18 protein-coding genes are annotated in these 19,708 nt (G+C 67.2%); 13 read left to right on the forward strand and 5 right to left on the reverse strand.

Going from position 1 to position 19,708, the window contains the following annotated elements:
* Position 1: 1 nt before the first annotated feature.
* Positions 2 to 829 (forward strand): squalene/phytoene synthase family protein, encoded by an 828-nt coding sequence (locus G5B40_RS01905; RefSeq protein ID WP_165094361.1) that lies wholly within the window; start codon positions 2 to 4, stop codon positions 827 to 829.
* A gap of 7 nt (positions 830 to 836) precedes the next feature.
* Here G5B40_RS01905 and G5B40_RS01910 read toward each other — a convergent pair whose 3' ends face one another.
* The 5 genes from G5B40_RS01910 to G5B40_RS01930 form a co-directional block, all read right to left on the reverse strand.
* Positions 837 to 1,385, reverse strand: a complete 549-nt coding sequence (locus G5B40_RS01910) for a hypothetical protein (RefSeq protein WP_165094363.1) — start codon at positions 1,383 to 1,385, stop codon at positions 837 to 839.
* A gap of 96 nt (positions 1,386 to 1,481) precedes the next feature.
* The gene (gene parE, locus G5B40_RS01915; RefSeq protein ID WP_165094365.1) at positions 1,482 to 3,494 is read right to left on the reverse strand and encodes a DNA topoisomerase IV subunit B; all 2,013 of its coding nucleotides are present in this window, start codon (positions 3,492 to 3,494) and stop codon (positions 1,482 to 1,484) included.
* A 64-nt stretch (positions 3,495 to 3,558) separates the two neighbouring features.
* On the reverse strand, positions 3,559 to 4,491 hold the full coding sequence (locus G5B40_RS01920; RefSeq protein ID WP_165094367.1) for a DMT family transporter: 933 nt from the start codon (positions 4,489 to 4,491) through the stop codon (positions 3,559 to 3,561).
* A gap of 49 nt (positions 4,492 to 4,540) precedes the next feature.
* On the reverse strand, positions 4,541 to 5,428 hold the full coding sequence (locus tag G5B40_RS01925; RefSeq protein ID WP_165094369.1) for an alpha/beta fold hydrolase: 888 nt from the start codon (positions 5,426 to 5,428) through the stop codon (positions 4,541 to 4,543).
* Between the two features lie 69 nt (positions 5,429 to 5,497).
* Positions 5,498 to 6,763, reverse strand: a complete 1,266-nt coding sequence (locus tag G5B40_RS01930) for a DUF898 family protein (protein WP_165094371.1) — start codon at positions 6,761 to 6,763, stop codon at positions 5,498 to 5,500.
* A 170-nt stretch (positions 6,764 to 6,933) separates the two neighbouring features.
* Between G5B40_RS01930 and G5B40_RS01935 the strand changes: the two genes are divergently transcribed.
* The 12 genes from G5B40_RS01935 to G5B40_RS01990 all read left to right on the forward strand — a co-directional run bounded on the left by G5B40_RS01935 (position 6,934) and on the right by G5B40_RS01990 (position 19,683).
* A complete protein-coding gene (locus tag G5B40_RS01935) occupies positions 6,934 to 8,226 on the forward strand; it encodes an adenylosuccinate synthase (RefSeq protein WP_165094373.1) in 1,293 nt (430 codons plus the stop codon).
* Between the two features lie 7 nt (positions 8,227 to 8,233).
* Positions 8,234 to 8,473: a DUF2842 domain-containing protein gene (locus G5B40_RS01940; protein ID WP_165094375.1), complete on the forward strand. Its 240-nt coding sequence runs from the start codon at positions 8,234 to 8,236 to the stop codon at positions 8,471 to 8,473.
* A gap of 149 nt (positions 8,474 to 8,622) precedes the next feature.
* Positions 8,623 to 9,285, forward strand: a complete 663-nt coding sequence (locus tag G5B40_RS01945) for a thiamine diphosphokinase (RefSeq protein WP_165094377.1) — start codon at positions 8,623 to 8,625, stop codon at positions 9,283 to 9,285.
* Between the two features lie 26 nt (positions 9,286 to 9,311).
* Positions 9,312 to 10,040 (forward strand): ribose-5-phosphate isomerase RpiA, encoded by a 729-nt coding sequence (gene rpiA, locus G5B40_RS01950; protein WP_165094379.1) that lies wholly within the window; start codon positions 9,312 to 9,314, stop codon positions 10,038 to 10,040.
* Between the two features lie 110 nt (positions 10,041 to 10,150).
* The gene (gene gor, locus G5B40_RS01955; protein WP_165094382.1) at positions 10,151 to 11,503 is read left to right on the forward strand and encodes a glutathione-disulfide reductase; all 1,353 of its coding nucleotides are present in this window, start codon (positions 10,151 to 10,153) and stop codon (positions 11,501 to 11,503) included.
* A gap of 37 nt (positions 11,504 to 11,540) precedes the next feature.
* Positions 11,541 to 12,701, forward strand: coding sequence for an FtsH protease activity modulator HflK (gene hflK, locus G5B40_RS01960; protein WP_165103131.1), 1,161 nt, complete (start codon positions 11,541 to 11,543; stop codon positions 12,699 to 12,701).
* Complete coding sequence (gene hflC, locus G5B40_RS01965) at positions 12,701 to 13,588, forward strand: protease modulator HflC (protein ID WP_165094385.1); 888 nt, start codon at positions 12,701 to 12,703, stop codon at positions 13,586 to 13,588. Before hflK ends, hflC begins: the two co-directional genes overlap by 1 nt.
* A gap of 156 nt (positions 13,589 to 13,744) precedes the next feature.
* Entirely contained in the window at positions 13,745 to 15,211 is a 1,467-nt protein-coding gene (locus G5B40_RS01970; RefSeq protein WP_246209678.1) for a DegQ family serine endoprotease, read from the forward strand.
* Between the two features lie 174 nt (positions 15,212 to 15,385).
* Positions 15,386 to 15,973 carry a helix-turn-helix domain-containing protein gene (locus tag G5B40_RS01975; protein ID WP_165094387.1) on the forward strand — a complete coding sequence of 196 codons (588 nt, stop codon included), beginning with the start codon at positions 15,386 to 15,388 and terminating at the stop codon, positions 15,971 to 15,973.
* Positions 15,974 to 15,982: 9 nt separating this feature from the next.
* Positions 15,983 to 16,606: a LysE family translocator gene (locus G5B40_RS01980; RefSeq protein ID WP_211907390.1), complete on the forward strand. Its 624-nt coding sequence runs from the start codon at positions 15,983 to 15,985 to the stop codon at positions 16,604 to 16,606.
* A complete protein-coding gene (locus G5B40_RS01985) occupies positions 16,606 to 17,226 on the forward strand; it encodes a LysE family translocator (protein WP_246209679.1) in 621 nt (206 codons plus the stop codon). Before G5B40_RS01980 ends, G5B40_RS01985 begins: the two co-directional genes overlap by 1 nt.
* A 12-nt stretch (positions 17,227 to 17,238) precedes the next feature.
* On the forward strand, positions 17,239 to 19,683 hold the full coding sequence (locus tag G5B40_RS01990; protein ID WP_165094389.1) for a GcvT family protein: 2,445 nt from the start codon (positions 17,239 to 17,241) through the stop codon (positions 19,681 to 19,683).
* Positions 19,684 to 19,708: the final 25 nt, after the last annotated feature.

Here is a 19,708-nt window from a genome sequence, read left to right on the forward strand (position 1 = left end):
GATGAGAGCGCCAATTCTTTCCGCTGTCGGTGAGGCGGCGCGGCGGGGCGATGAGCCGCGGTTCCTCGCGGCGCTCTTCGCGCCCCCGGCGCGGCGCGAGGCGCTTTTCGCATTGCTCGCCTTCAATCTCGAGCTGTCGAAGATCCCGGCGACGGTGTCGGAGCCGATCCTGGGCGAGATCCGGCTCGCCTGGTGGCGCGAGGCGCTGGACGATCTTTTCGAGCGCGACATCGTGCGGGGCCATGAGGTGATCGCGGCGCTCGATGCGGCGCGCGGCGCGGCGGCGCTCGACCATGGGGCGCTGGTGGCGATGGTCGACGCGCGCCTCTATGCGCTCACCCCGGGCGGAATCGAGGATACCGCCGCGCTCGGGGCCTATCTCGGCGGGACGGGCGGTGCGCTCGTCGGCTCTCTCGTGCGGGCGCTTGGCGGCGACGCGGCGGCGGTGGAGGTCGCGGCCCTCGCGGGGCGCGCGGAAGCGACGGGGCGGTTGATCGCGGCGCTGCCGGAAATCATCGCCAACGGCGGCGACGCGCACCTCACCGCGGGGCTGGACATGAACGCGCTCCGCGAGGGGCGGACGCCGGCGGCGCTGAGCGACGCTCTGCGCGGACTGGCCGAGGATGGACTGGCGCGGCTCGGCGCGGCGCGGGCGCGGCGGCGCGAGGTTCCGCGCGCCATGCGTGCGCCGCTTTTCAGCGTCCATGTCGCGGAGCGGGTGCTAATTAGCGCCACGAAGCCGGGTTTCGACCCATTCGGATATGAAGAAACGTCGCCATTTCGCGCCCGGGTCGAACTTCTCGCTCGGGCCGCCGCCGGGCGCTTCTGAACGCTGTTCAGCATCCTCCCATGAAGCAGCCTTCGCCGGCTTCCGGGTTCGTCGCGGGCATCAGCGCGTTCAGAAGATATGACATGCGACGGCCGAAATCGGGGTCCGACGGAGTGGGCGAGTCGGGGAGGGAGAGCAAGCCTTCGGTGACGGGCGAGCCGTAACTGGTGCAGAACGCGCCGAACACCTTCAGTTCCGAGCCGGCGACGCCGCCGGCGACTTCGCCTCTGCACGCCTTCCGGGCGGTGACATCGCCCTTGGGCGCGAAAACGAGCACGAGGTGAGGTCCGCCCTGCGCCTCGGCCGGCGGCGCGGCGCGAATGGTTCGTTGCGAGACATGCGCCGGAAGCCGGATCGCCGCGGCGATCTCGTCCGCGCTTGCGCCGTCGCTTGTGGAGCCGAGGATCGTCGCCTGACCACCGGCGCCGGAGAAGACGCTGACCCAGATCGGCTGATAATTCGGTGAGATGTCGTTGCGCGTCACGACGTCGGCTCCGGGGCCGGCGCAGGCGCAAAGCAGGGCGGCGGCGGTGAGGATCGGTGCGATACGGCTCATGGCGAGATCTCCTTGCGCGAGATACGGCCGGCGCAGTCAAAAAGTTTCATCATGCGGCGGGCGGGCCGTCTGACGACAAGATATGCAGCCGCCGTTTCAGATGTCGAGCGCCTCAGCGAAACGCGCGTTGGCCTGAATGTAATCGAAGCGCAGCTCCGGCTTCTTGCCCATCAATCGCTCGACGAGTCCGGCGGTTTCGCCTGGCTCGTCATCGTCGATCGCGACGCGAATCAAGCGGCGTGTCTCGGCGTTCATCGTGGTGTCCTTGAGATCCTTCGCGTCCATCTCGCCAAGGCCCTTGAAGCGGCTGACGTCGATCTTGCCGCGCCCGGAAAAGGCGCTCTTCATCAACCGGTCGCGGCTTTCTTCGTCCTGCGCGTAGACCGATTTTCCACCTTGCGTCAGCCGATAAAGCGGCGGCTGCGCGAGGAAGAGATGGCCGTTCTCGACCAGCGGGCGCATCTGGGTGAAGAAGAACGTCATCAGGAGCGACGCGATATGCGCTCCGTCGACATCGGCGTCGGTCATGATGATCACCCGCTCGTAGCGGAGATCCTCGTCGTCGTAACGTGCGCCCATGCCGACGCCGAGAGCCTGGCAGAGATCGGCGATCTCCTGGTTCTGACCGAGCTTCGATGAGGCGGCGCCGAGCACGTTCAGGATCTTGCCGCGCAGCGGCAGCAGCGCCTGCGTCTTCCTGTCCCGCGCCATCTTGGCGGAGCCGCCGGCGCTGTCGCCCTCGACGAGGAAAATCTCGGTTCCGGCGCGGTCGACGGCCGAACAGTCGACCAGCTTGCCGGGCAGGCGGAGCTTCTTCGTGGCGGTCTTGCGCGCCGTCTCCTTCTCCTTCCTCCTGCGCATCCGGTCCTCGGCGCGCTCGATGAAGACCTCGATAAGCGCGCCGGCGGCTTTCGGGTCGGCTGCGAGCCAGTTGTCCCAGTGGTCGCGCACCGCGCCTTCGACGAGACGCTGCGCCTCGGTCGTGGAGAGACGGTCCTTGGTCTGGCCGACGAAATCCGGCTCGCGGATGAAGGCGGAGATCATCGCGCAGCCCTCGGCGAAAAGGTCTTCGCCGGTGATCTGCGCGGCTTTGCGCGCCCCGATCAACTCGCCATACGCGCGTACGCCCTTTGTCAGCGCGGCGCGAAACCCCGCCTCGTGCGTGCCGCCCTCCGGCGTCGGGACGGTGTTGCAATAGCTGGAGACGAACGCGTCGCGCATCGGCGTCCAGGCGATGGCCCATTCGACCGATCCTGCGGTTTCCGGGCCGAACTTTTCGGAGAACGCGACCTTGCCGGCGAAAGGCGTCGCGGTGCGCGTCACTTCGTTCGATAGCGTCGCGGCGAGGAAGTCCGAAAGGCCGCCGGGAAAGTGAAAGACGTCCTCGGCCGGCGTCGCGTCGGCCGCGCCGATCAGGTCGGCGGCGCATTTCCAGCGAATCTCGACTCCGCCGAAAAGATAGGCCTTCGAGCGCGCCATCTTCCAGAGCCGCGCCGGTTTCAGGGCTGCGCGGGGGCCGAAAATCTCCGGGTCCGGATGAAAAAGGACGCTGGTGCCGCGCCGGTTGGGAGCCGGGCCGATCTTCTCCAGCCCGCCCTCCGGCGTTCCGCGCGAAAACGCCTGCCGCCAGAGCGTGCGGTCGCGCGCGACCTCAACCACAAGGTGGTCGGAAAGTGCGTTCACCACCGAAACGCCGACGCCGTGAAGGCCGCCTGACGTTTCGTAGGCCTTGCCGGAGAACTTGCCGCCGGAATGCAGCGTGGTGAGGATCACTTCGAGCGCCGACTTGCCGGGATAGCGGGGGTGGGGGTCGATCGGCACGCCGCGCCCGTTATCGGTGATCCGGCAGGCGCCGTCCGCGAGCAGTTCGACCTCGATCCGGCTGGCGTGGCCGGCCACGGCCTCGTCCATCGAATTGTCCAGAACCTCGGCGACAAGGTGGTGCAACGCGCGCTCATCGGTGCCGCCGATATACATGCCTGGGCGCTTGCGGACCGGCTCCAGCCCCTCGAGCACCTCGATGGAGGAGGCGTCATAGGCCTTCGATTCGCGGTCTTCTTTCGCGAAAAGGTCGCTGGCGACCTTTGCGGCGGACTGGGCGGCGGCCATTGGGCTCTTCCTGAACTGCTCGATATTCGTTGTTCGCGGATTGTGCCGCTTCGGGAGATTTCGATCAACCGGAATGCGAAGGCGGCGCCATCGGCGCGGGCGCCGATGGCGCTCCGGCCCGCCCCTCGCGCACCGCCAGAAGAACGGCGCCCGCGACGATCAGCGTCGCCCCCGCGAGTGATAGCGGCGTCGGGATCACCTTGAACCAGAGCGCATCGTATAACGCCGCGAAGAGCAGCGTGGCGTAGAAGAAAGGCGTCGCGAAACTCGCGTCCGAGAACTTGAGCGCGGTCATGTACAGCGACTGCGCAGCCACCATCGTCCACCCCACAAGCGCCATCAGCACGACTTCCAGCAGCGACGGCGCGCGCCAGACGAACGCAGCGGCGATGAATGCGACGCTGAGAGCGCAGAGGTTCGTGCAGAACAGCATCCGCACCACGCCTTCGCGGCGCGCGAGAAGCTTCGCGAACATGGCTTCGACCGCCATCGCTAGCGCGGCGATGAGCGCGATCAACGCGCCCGGCGCGATCGCCTCGACGCCGGGGCGGATAAGCAGAGCGCCGCCCGCCAGCGCGGTGGCGGCGGCCGCCCATCTGATCGGCCCGACCTTTTCACCGAGAATCGGGATGGCGAGGATCATGGCGAAGACCGGGTTGAGAAAGCCGATGGCCGTCGCGTCCGCCAAGGGGATCATCGCCGCCGCGGCGAAAAGCCCGCTGACGCCGACCCAGCCGAAAGCGGCGCGCCCAGCGTAGAGCCCCCAGGGCGCGCCGCTCAGGCGGGTTCTGCGGATCGCCATCAGGGGCGCGAGCGCGAGAATCGCAAATCCGTAGCGCCCAAGCACGATCTCGAATGCATGCATCGGCGCTCCGTCGACACCTCGACCCAGGGCTTTAGCGAAAAACGTGGAGGCGGCGATGAACGCGCGGCAAAGCGTCATCATCATCGCGCCGCGCAAGGCGGGGGGGAGGGCGCTGTAGCCGTTCAAAATCATGAGGGTGACCCTACGCCAGGCGGCGGCTGTTTTCGGGAGCGCGATCGGTTCAGTCGGCGCAGAACTCAGCGATCAGAGCCGCGACCTCGTCGGGTTTCTGATGATGCAGCCAGTGATCCGCGCCTGCGACATGCGCGCGGGTCAGCGCGTCGCAGAACGTTTCGAGGCCGTCCGCCGCCGCAGGCAGCAGCGCGGTGTCGCCATCCCCCCAGATCAGGAGATGCGGCGGGCGCACGCGCACACGCTCCGGGTCGAGCCCGGCGAGCGGGTCGTCGGCCAGCGGCTCTCCGGGGTCCGCGACTTTCATCGGCGAGGCGCGATACCAGTTCAGCATTCCCGTCAACGCGCCGGGCGCGGACCAGGCGCGCAAATAATCCGCCCGCCGCTCGCCCCGAAGCCAGTCGATATCCATGTCCTTGGTGAAAAGCCGCATCATGCCGGCGTAATCGTCGGCGGAGAGCCGCGCCTCCGCCCGTTCCGAGCGAAGATAGTGGATGTATTGCGAAGCTTCCGACTGCGCGCCGCCCGCCGCCAGCGCGCGCTGGAACGGGACCGGATGCACGCCGTTCATGATCACCAGTCGCTCCATCAGCTCGGGCCGGCTGAAGGCGAGCGCATAGGCGACGGAGGCGCCCCAGTCATGGCCGACGACCGCGCGGGCGCCGGGCGCGAAATGCGTAAGGATCGCGGCGGCGTCCGCAGCCAGCTTGCCGGTCGCGTAGTCCCTGACCTCTGTTGGTTTCGACGAGCTGCCGTAACCCCGTTGGTCCGGCGCGACGCAGAAGAAGCGATCCGAAAGTCGCTCCAGCATCTCCGCCCACGCGCCGGAATACTCCGGAAAGCCGTGAAGAAAGAGAAGGAGCGGGCGCCCGGCCTCGCCTGCGACTAAGCAATGAAAGGAAAGCGGGCCGGCATGGACGGTTTCTGAGCGTGTCATGCGGCGAAGCTGGCGCGGGGCGCGCGGCGCGTCAATCTCTCTTGCGCGCGAATGTCAGCCCAGTTCGTCTTACAATCCCGCGACGTCGAGCGCGTCGGCGAACCCCTCTGCGGCGATGGTCTTTTCCTCCGGTCGCTGGCGCACGTCGGCGAGGGTCTCCAGCCCGGTCGCGGTGGAGGCCGCCATCAGATTGCCGTGGACGCGCGGCCACCAGACGGCCTGCCAGAGCCACATCAGGAAAAGCATGCCGGCGGCGTAGTTGATCCAGGCGGCGAAGATGAAGGTTGCGCGCCCGCCAAAGGTTTCGAACCGGCCCAGAAGGCTGAGGTCGAGGCTGAGCGCGAACGCGGACGGATCGCCCCCCTCGATCGCCACGGCTAGGCGCAGCATGAGCGTGGCGAAGGCGATCAACAGGACGGCGAGAACCGCGCCGGCGAGGATCGCGCGAACGAGGGTCGCCAGCGCGGGACGGATCAGGCCGCGTTCGTCGAGATCGCAGGCGATGCGCACGCCCCGCACGCGCCGCGCCGACATGAAGAGCGCCAGCTCCATCGCGCGGTAGCGGCACCAGAGCCGGAAGACGAGCCATGCCAGGATCAGCGCGATGACCGGTGTGGCGAAGGACATGATGTCGACGCGCACGCCTCCGTAGATCACGCCGAACCGGATCTGCCTGACAAGCATGTAGGCGCCGAGCGCCATCATCGCCGCGAACCAGACCGAGAGCCAGTCACGGAATATCCCGCGCGCCCCGCCTTCGAAATCGAACCGCGCGTCGCCATAAAGCATCGCGCGGCTCAGATAGCGCTCGCGCGCGACCCGGAGCCAGGGTCGGGAAAGGCCAAGCGTCAGCGCCATCAGCAGCGACCAGCCCAGCCAGATGCGGAGAAACGCGAACACCGAGCCGTCCATGCCGAAGCGTAGCCCCCGCCAGCGCGTGCGTCGAAGCCGATAGCGCCGCGCGGCGAAACGCGCGAATTCGAGCACCGGCAGGATCGCAATCGCGCTCAACGCCGCCGAGAGTCCCGGCGACCATGAACTCCAGAGCGCGAGGCCGACATAGGCGAGGCCGAGATTGAAGACGAGCAGACCGGATGAAAGCGCCAGCACCGCGATGAGGGCGCCGCGCAGCAGTTCGAGCGCGGTCCCGTCATATTCGAACGGATCGCCGCCGAGCGTAGTGCGCCGCCAGATGAGTCCGCGCAGATGCGTCTTCATCCAGAACCGATAGGCCCCGAAGCTGAGCGCGCTGATCGCGCCGTCGCGCAGAACGAGGTCCTGAAGCTCGCCTTGCGCCGGCGCGAATCGAAAAGGCGCGGGTTCGGTCTCGTTCATCGCGCCGGTATCCCTCCGGAGTTTCGCATAAGGGAACTCTCCTAGATGATCGGCGAAACGCGGGCCAGTGCGGATCGGAGGCGACGACTTGTCCCTCCGGCGCAATTCGCGGTTTCGGCGTCGCAAGCGCCTGCCTATAAGGGCGCGGCTTAGACGCGAAGGATATCGAGATGGCGAATGTGGTGGTCGTCGGCGCCCAGTGGGGCGACGAGGGCAAAGGCAAGATCGTGGACTGGCTTTCGGAGCGCGCCGACGTGATCGCGCGCTTTCAGGGCGGCCATAATGCGGGCCACACGCTGGTGGTCGGCGGCGTCGTCTACAAGCTTTCGCTTCTGCCTTCCGGCATCGTCCGGCCGGGAAAGCTCTCGGTGATCGGCAATGGCGTCGTGCTCGACCCCTGGGCCCTGGTGAAGGAGATCGGGATCCTGCGCGGGCAGGGCGCCTCGATCAGCCCGGAATCGCTGAAACTGGCGGAGAACGCGCCGCTCATCCTCTCTCTCCACCGCGATCTCGACCAGTTGCGCGAAGCGGCGGCGGGCACCGCGAAGATCGGCACCACCGGGCGCGGCATCGGCCCGGCCTATGAGGACAAGGTCGGCCGGCGCGCGATCCGCATTGCCGATCTCGGCGATGAGCAGACGCTGGAGATGCGGCTCGACCGGCTTCTGGCGCATCACGATGCGCTCCGGCGCGGACTCGGCGTCGAACCGATCGACCGCGCGGCGCTGAAGGCGGAATTGATGGAGATCGCGCCGGAGATCCTGCCCTATGCGGCGCCGGTGTGGAAGTTGCTCGCGGAGCGCCGGCGCGCCGGCGACCGGATCCTGTTCGAAGGGGCGCAGGGCGCGCTTCTGGACATCGATTTCGGCACCTATCCTTACGTCACGTCCTCGAACACCATGTCGGGCATGGCCGCGACCGGAACCGGGTTGGGGCCGGGCGCGGTGGATTTCGTCCTCGGTATCGTCAAGGCCTACACCACGCGCGTCGGCGAGGGGCCGTTCCCGACCGAGCTCTGCGACGCGGACGGCGAACGGCTCGGCGTCAGGGGGCGTGAGTTCGGCACCGTCACCGGCCGCAAGCGTCGCTGCGGCTGGTTCGACGCGGTGCTGGTGCGCCAGACCTGCATGCAGGGCGGCGTGTCGGGCATCGCGCTGACGAAACTCGACGTGCTGGATGGCTTCGAGGAGTTGAAAATCTGCACCGGCTACCGGATCGGCGATGAGGTGCTGGATCACCTGCCGACCGCCGCGGCGCGGCAGGAGGCGGCGGAGCCGATCTACGAGACGCTGCCGGGCTGGTCGGAAAGCACCGAAGGCGCGCGCTCCTGGGCCGATTTGCCGGCGGCGGCGATCAAATATGTGCGCCGCGTCGAGGAACTGATCGGATGTCCGGTGGCGCTGCTTTCGACCTCTCCGGAGCGGGACGACACGATCCTCGTCACCGATCCCTTCGCGGATTGAGGGGGTCGTGGCGCTTTCCTATCGTGCGCGGCGGCGACTCTCGCTGCTCCTGCTTCTGGTCTGGTTGCCGCTCTATGTCGTTGTGGCCGTCACCGTAATGAACCTTCTCGGCCGCCCGGCGTTCTGGATCGAACTCCTGATCTACATCTCTCTGGGCGTGCTCTGGGCGTTGCCATTTCGGGCGGTTTTCCGGGGCGTGGGGAAGGCGGAGCCGGAAGCGGACGCGGGAGAGAAGGCCCCGGACTGAACGCCGCAGCGGGCGCGGCTGATGCGTCGCCGGTGATCCGTCTGAGGCGCGCCGCCGCGCTCCGTCGCGCGGCCTGTTTCGCCAAGCGCCCGAATGTGGTCTACGCCGTCCGGCGCGAGGAAACCCAGTATTGAGCGCGGGGGCTGCGTATGGCTGCGGCGAAGAAACTGCGCATCGAAGGCGGCGTCACGCTTTTGGGCGCCGCCCCGGATGCGGACGGGCTTGCGGAGGCGCTGGCCGCCGCTCCGGCGCTGGTTTGCGCCGATGGCGGCGCTAACAATCTGACCACGGTGCCGACGGCGATCATCGGCGATCTCGATTCGCTGGAGGATGCGGCCGCGTGGCGCGACCGTCTCGGCGCCCACCTGATCCATGTCGAGGAGCAGGACAGCACCGACCTCGAGAAATGTCTGCGCCATGTCGAAGCGGCGTTCTTCATCTGCGTTGGGTTTCATGGCGGCAGGCTCGACCATGAACTGGCCGCGCTCCACGCCCTCGTCGCCGATCCCCGACCGATCGTCATGATCGGTGCGGAGGATGTCGTTCTTTCCGCCGGGCGCGGTCTCGAGCTCGATCTTCAGCCCGATGACCGCTTCTCCGTCTTTCCGTTGCGCAGGGTCGTCGCCGGGCGGAGCCGGGGGCTTCGCTGGCCGCTCGACGGGCTCGTTCTCGAGGCCGGCGAAAAGATCGGAACGTCAAATATGGCCACGGGGCGCGTCATGCTCCGTTTCGACCGGCCGGGCGCTTTGCTGCTGCTGCCGCGCATTCGACTTGACGTGGCGCTCGGCGGCCTGTTGAAGCGGGCGGCGTGACGAGAGACGCGACGCCGGGAGAGACCATGCAGGAGCCGACAACCCCCGCTGAAAGGGCGAAATTCGCCGCCGCGCGCCGCGCGCTGGACTATGTGGAGCCGGGAATGCGGCTCGGTCTCGGTACCGGCTCGACCGCGGTCTTCCTCGTCCGGCTCCTCGGCGAGCGCATGGCGGACCGCGATCTTCTCTGCGTGCCGACGTCTTCGCGCACTGCCGCGCTCGCGACGGAATGCGGGTTGAATGTCCGCGCGCTGGAGGACGTCGACGCGCTCGATCTGACCATCGACGGCGCGGATGAGTTCGACCCCGGCCTCACCCTGATCAAAGGCGGCGGCGGCTCGCTTCTGCAGGAGAAGATCGTCGCGGCGGCCTCGGCGCGGATGGTGGTGATCGCGGACGAGAGCAAGGCGGTCTCCCGCCTTGGCGCCTTTCCACTGCCGGTTGAGGTGGTGCGTTTCGGCTGGCGTTCGACGATGAGGCATATCGAACGCCTGCTCGCGACGGAGGATGTCGATGGCCGTGGCGTCCGGCGCAGGACGGCTGGCGACGAGCCGTTCGTGACTGACGAGGGCCACTTCATCCTCGATCTCGACCTTGGCCGGATCGGCGATGCGCCCGGCCTCGCCAGGCGGCTCGACAGTCTGCCGGGCGTAGTGGAGACCGGCCTTTTCCTCGGGCTGGCCGACGCGGCTATCGTCGGACGCGAGGACGGCGGCGTCGATTTCGTGGAAAGAGTGAGCGGCGACAGGACGTAACCTCGGGCGGCGCATTGCGTTCGCCACGGGGGGCGCCTAGATTGTCCGGACCATGGCGGGACGCGGCGCGCGGCCCCTGAAAATGCAGCCTGACGCATCGGGGAGAGAGCGTGAGCGACAGCTTCGACTACGATCTTTTTGTCATTGGCGGGGGTTCAGGCGGGGTGCGCGCGTCGAGAATGGCCGCGTCCGGCGGCGCCCGCGTCGGAGTCGCCGAGGAATACCGCTATGGCGGCACCTGCGTCATTCGCGGCTGCGTGCCGAAAAAGCTCATGGTCTATGCGTCCAGCTTCGCCGAAGCGTTCGAGGACGCCGAAGGGTATGGTTGGACAGTCGGCGAGAGCCGGTTCGACTGGACGACACTGATCGCCGCGAAAGACAAGGAAATCGCGCGGCTGGAGGCGCTTTATGAGAAGGGCGTCGCCTCGTCCGGAGGCGACCTGCTCCACACGCGCGCGGAACTCGTCGGCCCGCATGAGGTGCGCCTCGTCGGCGAGGGGCGGACGGTCAGCGCGAAACACATCCTGATCGCGACCGGCGGCGCGCCCTTCGTGCCGGACATTCCCGGCGCCGAACATGCGATCACCTCTAACGAGATTTTCCACCTGCCGGAGCTGCCGCGCCGGATTCTGATCGTCGGCGGCGGCTTCATCGCCTGCGAGTTCGCCGGTATTCTGCACGGGCTCGGCGCGCAGGTGACGCTGGTTTATCGACGCGACCTGATCCTCCGTGGTTTCGATGACGACGTCAGAGCCCATGTCTCCGCCGGTATGATCGCGAAGGGGATCGATATCCGCTACCAGCAGGATGTCGCGTCGATCGATGGCGCCGCGCCACACCAGGTCACGTTCGAGGATGGTGGAACCGGCGAGTTCGACTGCGTCTTCTTCGCCACCGGGCGCAAGCCGAACACCGAGGGGATGGGGCTGGAGAGGGCCGGCGTGAAGCTTTCCGGGAATGGCGCGATCGCGGTCGATCAATGGTCGCAGACTAATATTCCCTCGATCTATGCGGTCGGCGACGTGACCGACCGGGTCACGCTGACCCCGGTGGCGATCCGCGAAGGCGCGGCCTTCGTTGAGACGGTGTTCAACGCCAATCCTACAAAGCCGGATCATGCGGATGTTCCCTCCGCCGTCTTCACCCAGCCGGAGGTTGGCGCAGTAGGACTGACCGAGGCGGCGGCGCGCAAGCTTGGCGAGGTGGATATCTATCGCTCGACCTTCCGCCCGATGTTCGCGACGCTGTCGGGGCGCGATGAGAAGATGTTGATGAAGCTGGTGGTGATGAAGGCCGATCAGCGCGTGCGCGGCGTTCATATCGTCGGCCACGGCGCGGCCGAGATGGTTCAGCTCGCCGGTGTCGCCGTGAAGATGGGCGCGACGAAAGAGGATTTCGACCGGACGGTCGCGGTGCATCCGACGGCCGCCGAGGAACTGGTTACGATGCGCGACCCCGTCTGAGCGGGCCGGACGCGTCGAGGGAGAGAAAGGTATGCCCATGTCGAGTAATGGCGGCGGCCCCTGGGGGGGCGGCGGAGGCGGCGGCGACGGCGGTGGAAAAAGCCCGTGGGGCGGCGGCGATCGCGGCGGCAAGGGCGGTGGTCAGAGGCCCCCGGACATAGAGGATATCCTCCGCGAGGGGCGCGAGCGCCTGAAGGTCATCATCGGCGGTGGCGACGGGGGTGGCGGCCGCGGCCGGCGGCCGAGCGGCGGCGACGGACTGGGGCGCGGCGGAATCGCGCTGATCGCTATCGCCGCGGTCGGGTTTTTTCTGTGGAACTCGATCTACACGGTTAAGCCCGAGGAACGCTCCGTCGTCCTGACGTTCGGGGAGCGGTCCGGTATCGGCATGCCTGGCCTCAACTTCATCTTCTGGCCTGTGCAATCGAAGGAGATCGTTCAGGTCACGCGCGAAAACATCGTCAATATCGGCTCGCTTACCACTGGCACCGGCGCCAGTGACCGGGCGACCGTCAGCCGCGCTTCCGACAAGGGACTGATGCTGACCGGCGACGCGAACATCATCGACATCGGATTCCAGCTCGTCTGGAATGTGAGCGATCCGGAAAAGTATCTCTTCAATCTGGCCGATACGGAAGCGACCGTCGCAGCGGTCGCCGAATCGGCGATGCGCGAGGTGATCGGCCGTTCCGAAATGAAGCCGATTCTGAACCGTGACCGCGCGGTCGTCAGCCAAGAGGTGCAGGACCTGATCCAGAGCACGCTCGACAGCTACCGAAGCGGCGTCAACGTCGTCCGCGTCAACTTCGACAAGGCCGATCCGCCGAACGAGGTGATCGATAGTTTCAGGGACGTCCAGGCCGCCGAGCAAGAGCGCGACACGCTCGAGAAGCGCGCCGACGCCTACGCCAACGAACGTCTGGCCGGCGCTCGCGGTCAGTCGGCGGAGTTGCTGCAGGAGGCCGAAGGCTATCGCGCGCAGCTGGTGAACGAGGCGGAAGGTGAAGCCAGCCGCTTCAAGGCGATCTACGAGGAATACGCCAAGGCGAAGGAGGTGACCCGCAAACGCCTCTATCTCGAAACGATGGAGCGGGTGCTGGGCGGCGTCGATAAGATCATCATCGACGACAAGGTTGGCGGCGAACAGGGAGTCGTGCCCTATCTGCCTCTCAATGAACTGCGGAAGGGAGACAAGTGATGTCGCGCGCCTATATCGCTCTCGGCGTTCTCGCCGTTCTGCTCTTCACGCTTGTCTCGTCCGTCTACATCGTCGATGAACGCAAGCAAGCCATCGTTCTTCAGTTCGGTCAGGTCACGGCCGTGCAGCAGGAGCCAGGGCTGAACTTCAAGATCCCGTTCATCCAGAACGTCGTCTATTACGAGGATCGCATCCTGCCGCTGGAGACTGAGCCGCTCGAGGTTACTCCGCTCGACGAGCGGCGGCTCGTGGTCGAGGCGTTTGCGCGCTGGCGGATCATCGACCCGGTGAAATTCCGTCTTGCGGTCGCCGGCGGCGGTGAGGCGGTCGGCGCGACGCGGCTTGACTCGATCCTGAACGCGGCGCTTCGCGGCGTGCTCGGCAATGTGAACTCGCGCGACATTCTCTCTTCCGACCGGGCGCGGATGATGACGCAGATCCGCGACGCCGCCCGCCGACCGGCGGAGAATCTCGGCGTCGAGATCATCGATGTGCGGATCAAGCGGGCCGACCTGCCGCAGCAGAACCTGCAGGCCACTTTCGCGCGCATGCAGGCCGAGCGTGAACGCGAGGCTGCGGACGAGCGCGCGCGCGGCGCGGAGGCTGCCCAGGTCGTGCGCGCCACCGCCGACCGTCAGGCGGTGGAGTTGGTCTCCGAAGCCCGGCGCGACTCGGAGGTGATCCGCGGCGAGGCCGACGCGACGCGAAGCGCGATCTTCGCCGAGGCTTATGGACGCGATCCAGAATTCTATGCGTTTTCCCGGTCTCTCGCCGCCTATGAAGCGGCGCTGAAGGGGGGGAACTCGAGCATGGTGATTTCGCCCGACAGCGAGTTTTTCGAGTATTTCGAGAATCGTATTCCGGGAGACCTCGCTTCGCCGCAATGACCCGAGGGCGCCGCCGATTTGGCGGCGCTCTCACGTTTGTGAAACATGACGCAATGTTTGCGTTGGATTCGTAGCGATTACCGCCTATTTCGGCGCCAACCGATCAGCGGCGCCATGGATTTGCGACCGCTACCGATCAGACCGAGGAGGCCAGACGTGACCTTGCCCATGAAATCCCTCCCCCTGAGTCCCCTTGAGCGCGTGCGGATCGTGGTGGTCGCCGCTCTCGGCGCGATCATGATGCTGACGGCGCCCGGCGCGGCGCTGGGGGCGCCGGACAGTTTCGCCGACCTGGCGGAGCGGCTGAGCCCCGCGGTGGTGAACATCGCCACGACGCAGACGGTGACGGCCCCCGATCGCGGGCCGCGGCCGAAATTGCCGCCCGGCTCGCCGTTCGAGGACCTCTTCAGGGACTTCTTCGATGGTCTGCCGGAACGTGGGCCGCGTACGACCAGTTCGCTCGGCTCCGGATTCGTGATTGACCCGGACGGAATCGTCGTGACCAACAATCACGTGATCGAGGACGCCGACGAGATTGTGGTGAACTTCTCCGACGGAACCACGCTTCCGGCGACGCTGATCGGAACCGATCCCAAGACCGACATCGCGCTCCTGAAACTAACTCCGCCGGCGCCTCTCGTCTTCGTCAGCTTCGGCGACAGCAGCGCCTCGCGCGTCGGCGACTGGGTTCTGGCGATCGGCAATCCGTTCGGCCTTGGCGGTTCGGTCTCAGCCGGGATCATCTCCGCCCGCAACCGAGACATCAATTCCGGACCGTATGACGATTTCATCCAGACCGACGCTGCGATCAACCGCGGCAATTCCGGCGGACCACTTTTCAACATGGCGGGCGAGGTGATCGGCGTGAACACCGCGATCATTTCCCCGTCCGGCGGCTCGATCGGCATCGGGTTCTCCGTGCCGTCGGCGCTGGTGAAGAATGTCGTCTCCCAGTTGCGCGAGTTCGGACACACCAAGCGGGGCTGGCTCGGCGTGCGCATCCAGCAGGTGACGCCGGAACTGGCCGAGGGGCTGGGGCTCGACAAGCCGGTCGGGGCGCTGGTTTCGGAAGTGACAGCGGACGGACCGGCCGCCGAGGGCGGGATCGAAGCTGGCGACGTCATCATGAAGTTCGACGGCCGCGATATCGCCGAGATGCGGGATTTGCCGCGCATGGTCGCCGAGACGGCGGTCGGGAAGGACGTGCGCGTCGTCATCTGGCGCAAGGGCAAGACACAGACCGTGAAGGTCGTGCTCGGCCTACTGGATGAGGGTGATTCCGGCGCGCCGCCCGAGGTGGACAAGCCCGAAGCCCCCGCGGTCGCCGAGACAGCGCTTGGCATGAAGCTGGAGCCGCTGACCGAGAAGAGCCGCAGTGACTATGGCGTCGCCGAGGACGCGAAGGGCGTCCTGGTGACCGAGGTCGACGCTGGCAGCACCGCGGCGGAGAAGGGCGTGCGCCCCGGCGACGTCATCGTCGAAGTGGCGCAGGAGGCGGTCGCCACGCCGGCGGATGTGCGTGGCGGCGTCGCGAAGGCGAAGGAGGAAGGGCGGAAATCCGTTCTCATCCTGGTTCAGTCCGGCGCTGATTTGCGCTTCGTCGCGCTGAAGATCACCAACTGACGACGCTTTCACGGAAGATCGGGGCCCGGCTGCCGTTAGCCGGGCCCCTTTTTTGTTTTCTCGCTAGCGAAACCGACCTCCGCAGGTCGTATTCGGCGAAGATGCGCCGCTGCGCATATGAAAAATTGTTACAGATTTTCATTTTCGGGGAACGCTCGTGCGGCGCGAATTTGAATGGCGGAGCTGACTGAAGCGGCGCCCGGAGCAGCGCGCGCGGAGGGCGTCGGACCGGATATCCGCGCGCTTCGCAAGGCGCGGGGCGTCACGCTCGCGGATCTCGCGGCGGCGGCGCGGCGTTCGGTCGGCTGGCTCTCTCAGGTCGAGCGCGGGTTATCCGAGCCGACCATTGCGGATCTTCGCCGCCTCGCGGACAGGCTTTCCGCACCTCTTGGGCTGTTCTTCGGCGATCCGGCCGCGCCGCCGGGGGAGCGCGGTGTGATCGTGCGCCGCGGAGCCGGGCGACGCCTCGGCGGCGCGGCTGGCGGCCTGACGGAGGAATTGCTCTCGCCCGATCTTGGAGGGGAGTTCGAGGTTCTGCGCTCGGTTTTCGCGCCGGGGGCCGAGCTTTACTCCACCGTCGCCCGGCCGACCGAGGAGGCCGGGTATCTCGTCGCGGGCGATCTCGACATCTGGATTGGCGGGCGGCTTTTCCATCTGCATCGCGGAGACAGCTTCCGCCTGCGCGGCGACCCCTTTCGCTGGCGCAATCCCGGAGAGAGGGAGGCGGTGGCGATCTGGGTGATTTCACCGCCGATCTATTGAGAGTGCGACATGGCTGAAACGATGCTGGCGATGAATGGCGTGGCGCTGCTGGTCTTCCTCGGCGCCACAGTGGTGCTTTTCATCACGCCCGGACCGAACATGATGTTCACCATCGCTTGCGGGCTCTCCGGCGGGCCGCGCGCCGGCTTCGCCGCCGGACTCGGTGGCGCGTCGGGCATGCTGGTTCATATCGCGCTCGCCGCCGCCGGGCTCTCGGCGCTCCTCTTCGCGGCGCCCGCGGCATATGATGTCCTCCGGTTCTTCGGCGCCGCGTATCTCTTCTGGCTGGCGGTGGAGGCCTGGCGGGCGGGCGACGCGCTGGAGGCGCGGCTGGGCCGTGACCGGCCCTGGCGGGCCTATCGCCGCGGGTTGCTGACATGTCTGATGAACCCCAAGGTCGCGCTTTTCATGCTGGCTTTCCTGCCGCAATTTATCGATCCCGCGATCGGCCCCGCCGCGCCGCAGATCCTCGTCCTCGGCGCGATCGTCGCGGTGATGGCGCTGCTTTTCGACGGCGCCTACGGAATCTTCGCCGGAATGGTGGCTGACCGGTTGAGGCGCGCGTCGAAGCTGATGAACCGGGTGAGCGCGGTGGTTTTCGGCGGGCTCGCCGCCCGGCTGGTGATCGACTGATGCAGATGCTCATCCTTCCGGACGCGGCGGTGCTGGCGACCTTTTTCGCAGCCTCGCTGGCGCTCAATTTCACGCCCGGCGCCGACATGATGTTCGCCGTCGCCTCCGGCGCTTCGGGCGGCCCGCGCGCCGCCGTCGCAGCGGCTTTCGGCATCAATCTCGGCGTTGTGGCGCATATCTCGCTCGCCGCGCTCGGGCTGGCCGCGTTGATCGCCGCCAACCCGCTGGCCTATGACTTCATCCGTTTCGCCGGCGCCGCCTATCTGGTCTGGCTGGCGATCCAGACCTGGCGCGCGCCGCCGCCAGCGCCCGGCGCCGCGCGGCGCGCGCCGGTCGGCCGAGTCGCGCTCAGAGGGTTCGCGACCAACATCCTGAATCCCAAGACCGCGCTCTTCATCTTCGCCTTCCTGCCGCAATTCGCCGACCCGGCGCGCGGCCCGGTCTGGGCGCAGATCGTCGCGCTCGGCGGGATCTTCATCGCTACCGGGTTCACCGTGAACGCGGTCGTCGGCGCCCTCGCCGGCGCCGCGACCGGGCGGCTCCTGCGGGCGTCCCGGCTGATGAGCCGCGTCTCGGCGCTGGTTTTCGGCGGCCTTGCCGCCCGTCTCGTGATCGATTGAAAGGGCGTTTTCATGGCCGCATTTCCCACAACCGCGCGTGTCGCCATCATCGGCGGCGGCGCCGTCGGCGTGTCCTCTCTCTACCACCTGGCTCTCGCCGGTTGGCGCGATTGCGTGCTCCTCGAGCGGGACGAGTTGACCGCCGGCTCCACCTGGCACGCGGCGGGGAACGTGCCGACCTTCTCGACCTCTTGGTCGGTGATGAACATGCAGCGCTATTCGGCCGGGCTTTATCGCGGGCTGGCGGCGGCGGTGGACTATCCGATGAACTACCACGTCACCGGCTCGCTCCGGCTTGCTCACGGAAGGGAACGGATGCGCGAATTCGAGCGTGCCCGCGGCATGGGAAGGCGCCAGGGCATCGGGCTGGAGACGCTCGGCCCGGAGGAGATCAGGCCGCATTACCCGTTCATCGAGACGCATGATCTCGCGGGCGCGCTTTTCGATCCCGACGATGGCGATATCGACCCGGCGCAGCTGACGCAGGCGCTGGCCAAGGGCGCGCGCGACGGGGGCGCGACGATCCTGCGGCATACGCCGGCGACAGGGGTGAGCCGCGCGGGCGGCGAGTGGATCATCCACACGCCCAGAGGCGACATCCGCGCCGAGATCGTGGTCAACGCCGCCGGCTATCAGGCGCAGCGCGTTGGCGAATGGTTCCGTCCCTTCGGCGGGCGGCGCGTGCCGATGATGGTGATGAGCCATCAGTACATGCTCACCGACGAGATCGAGGAGATCGGCGCCTGGAGCCGGGAGGCCGGGCGAAAGCTGCCGCTTCTCCGCGATGTCGACAGCTCCTATTACCTTCGGCAGGAAAAGACCGGGCTCAATCTCGGCCCCTACGAGCGGAACTGCCGCGCGCATTGGGCGACGCCCGAAGACCCGATCCCCGAGGACTTCTCCTTCCAGCTCTTTCCCGACGATCTAGAACGGCTGGAATGGCACATGGAGGACGCGATGGCGCGCGTGCCGATCCTCGGCCGCGCCGGTATATCGCGGGTGATCAACGGCCCGATCCCCTATGCCCCTGACGGCTTGCCATTGATCGGCCCGATGCCCGGTGTTCCGAACGCCTATGAGGCCTGCGTCTTCACCTTCGGCATCGCGCAGGCCGGCGGCGCCGGCAAGGTTCTGGCCGAATGGGTGACGGAGGGGGAGACGGAATGGGACATGTGGGCCGTCGATCCGCGCCGCTATACAGACTACGCCGATCATGACTATTGCGTCGCCAAGGGGAAAGAGACCTACGGCCATGAGTATTCGATGCATTTCCCGCGCCACACATGGCCGGCGGGGCGGGACAAGCGCCTCTCGCCCCTGCATGACCGGCTGAAAACCGCCGGCGCGGTTTTCGGCGCCTATAATGGCTGGGAGCGGGCGAACTGGTTCGCCGCGCCCGGCGACGATCTTTCCGAGGCGGCGACGCAGACATGGGGCCGCTCCGGCCCGTGGGAGAAGCGCATCCGCGAGGAATGCGAGACGGTGCGCGACGGGTGCGGCGTGATCGCGATCAGCGGCTTCACGCGGCTCGCGCTGGAGGGGAAGGGCGCCCGCGCCTGGCTTGACGGGCTCACCGCTTCCCGCATCCCTCGGCCCGGCCGGATCGGGCTGCTCTACTTCACCGACCGGCGCGGCCGGGTGATGACGGAGATGTCGGCGATCCCGCGCTCCGATGATGAGATCTGGCTGATTACCGCCGCGGTGGCCCAGTGGCATGACGCCGAACTGCTGCGCGCCGGGTCGCCGGAGAGGATCGGCGTGGAGGATCGTTCGGACAAATACGAATGCCTTCTCGTTACCGGCCCGCGATCGCGCGCGATCCTCTCGACCCTGACGGACGCTGACCTCTCCGCGCCGTGGCTTTCGGTGCGGGAGGCTGCGGTCGCTGGTCGCCCTGCGGTGCTGATCCGCGTCTCCTTCGCCGGCGAGCTGGGGTGGGAGGTGCATTGCGCCGCCAGCGACGCGCCGAATGTCTGGGACGCGCTGACCGGCGCCGGCGCGAAGCCGTTCGGCATGTGGGCGCTGGATTCCCTCCGGCTCGAAAAGGGTTATCGCACCTGGAAGGGCGATCTTTCGACTGACTACACGGCGCTTGAATCCGGTCTTGAACGTTTCCTTGCGTTGGAGAAAGCGCCGGATTTCCCCGGAAAAGCCGCGCTCCTGGCTGAACGCGCGCGCGGCCCGGCGCGCAGCTTTGTGGCGCTTACCGTCGATGCGGACGACGCCGACGCGCATTCGATGGCGACGATCTGGAAGAGCGATGAAGCCGTTGGCGAAGTTACTTCCGGCGGCTGGGGATATCGCGTCGGCGCGTCCATCGCGCTGGCGATGATCCGCGCCGATCTGGCGACGCCGGGAACAGAGGTCGATGTCGAGATCTTCGGCGAGCGCCGTCGGGCCGTGGTGCGGGAGCGAGACCCGCTCTGGGACCCGGAGAATCTGCGGTTGAAGGCGTGACGCGCGCCGCAAGGAATTCGCCCTC

Origin of the sequence: Pikeienuella piscinae (assembly GCF_011044155.1) — a bacterium.
Classification (GTDB): Bacteria; Pseudomonadota; Alphaproteobacteria; order Rhodobacterales; family Rhodobacteraceae; genus Pikeienuella; species Pikeienuella piscinae.

Bases quoted from the DNA above. Each gene is read 5' to 3' on its own strand.
- parE (WP_165094365.1), bottom strand. From the start codon at position 3,494: ATGGCCGCCGCCCAGTCCGCCGCAAAGGTCGCCAGCGACCTTTTCGCG.
- G5B40_RS01980 (WP_211907390.1), top strand. From the start codon at position 15,983: ATGGCTGAAACGATGCTGGCGATGAATGGCGTGGCGCTGCTGGTCTTC.
- hflK (WP_165103131.1), top strand. From the start codon at position 11,541: ATGTCGAGTAATGGCGGCGGCCCCTGGGGGGGCGGCGGAGGCGGCGGC.
- G5B40_RS01910 (WP_165094363.1), bottom strand. From the start codon at position 1,385: ATGAGCCGTATCGCACCGATCCTCACCGCCGCCGCCCTGCTTTGCGCC.
- G5B40_RS01985 (WP_246209679.1), top strand. From the start codon at position 16,606: ATGCAGATGCTCATCCTTCCGGACGCGGCGGTGCTGGCGACCTTTTTC.
- G5B40_RS01945 (WP_165094377.1), top strand. From the start codon at position 8,623: ATGGCTGCGGCGAAGAAACTGCGCATCGAAGGCGGCGTCACGCTTTTG.
- G5B40_RS01920 (WP_165094367.1), bottom strand. From the start codon at position 4,491: ATGATTTTGAACGGCTACAGCGCCCTCCCCCCCGCCTTGCGCGGCGCG.
- G5B40_RS01990 (WP_165094389.1), top strand. From the start codon at position 17,239: ATGGCCGCATTTCCCACAACCGCGCGTGTCGCCATCATCGGCGGCGGC.
- G5B40_RS01905 (WP_165094361.1), top strand. From the start codon at position 2: ATGAGAGCGCCAATTCTTTCCGCTGTCGGTGAGGCGGCGCGGCGGGGC.
- G5B40_RS01925 (WP_165094369.1), bottom strand. From the start codon at position 5,428: ATGACACGCTCAGAAACCGTCCATGCCGGCCCGCTTTCCTTTCATTGC.
- rpiA (WP_165094379.1), top strand. From the start codon at position 9,312: ATGCAGGAGCCGACAACCCCCGCTGAAAGGGCGAAATTCGCCGCCGCG.
- G5B40_RS01975 (WP_165094387.1), top strand. From the start codon at position 15,386: ATGGCGGAGCTGACTGAAGCGGCGCCCGGAGCAGCGCGCGCGGAGGGC.
- G5B40_RS01935 (WP_165094373.1), top strand. From the start codon at position 6,934: ATGGCGAATGTGGTGGTCGTCGGCGCCCAGTGGGGCGACGAGGGCAAA.
- hflC (WP_165094385.1), top strand. From the start codon at position 12,701: ATGTCGCGCGCCTATATCGCTCTCGGCGTTCTCGCCGTTCTGCTCTTC.
- G5B40_RS01930 (WP_165094371.1), bottom strand. From the start codon at position 6,763: ATGAACGAGACCGAACCCGCGCCTTTTCGATTCGCGCCGGCGCAAGGC.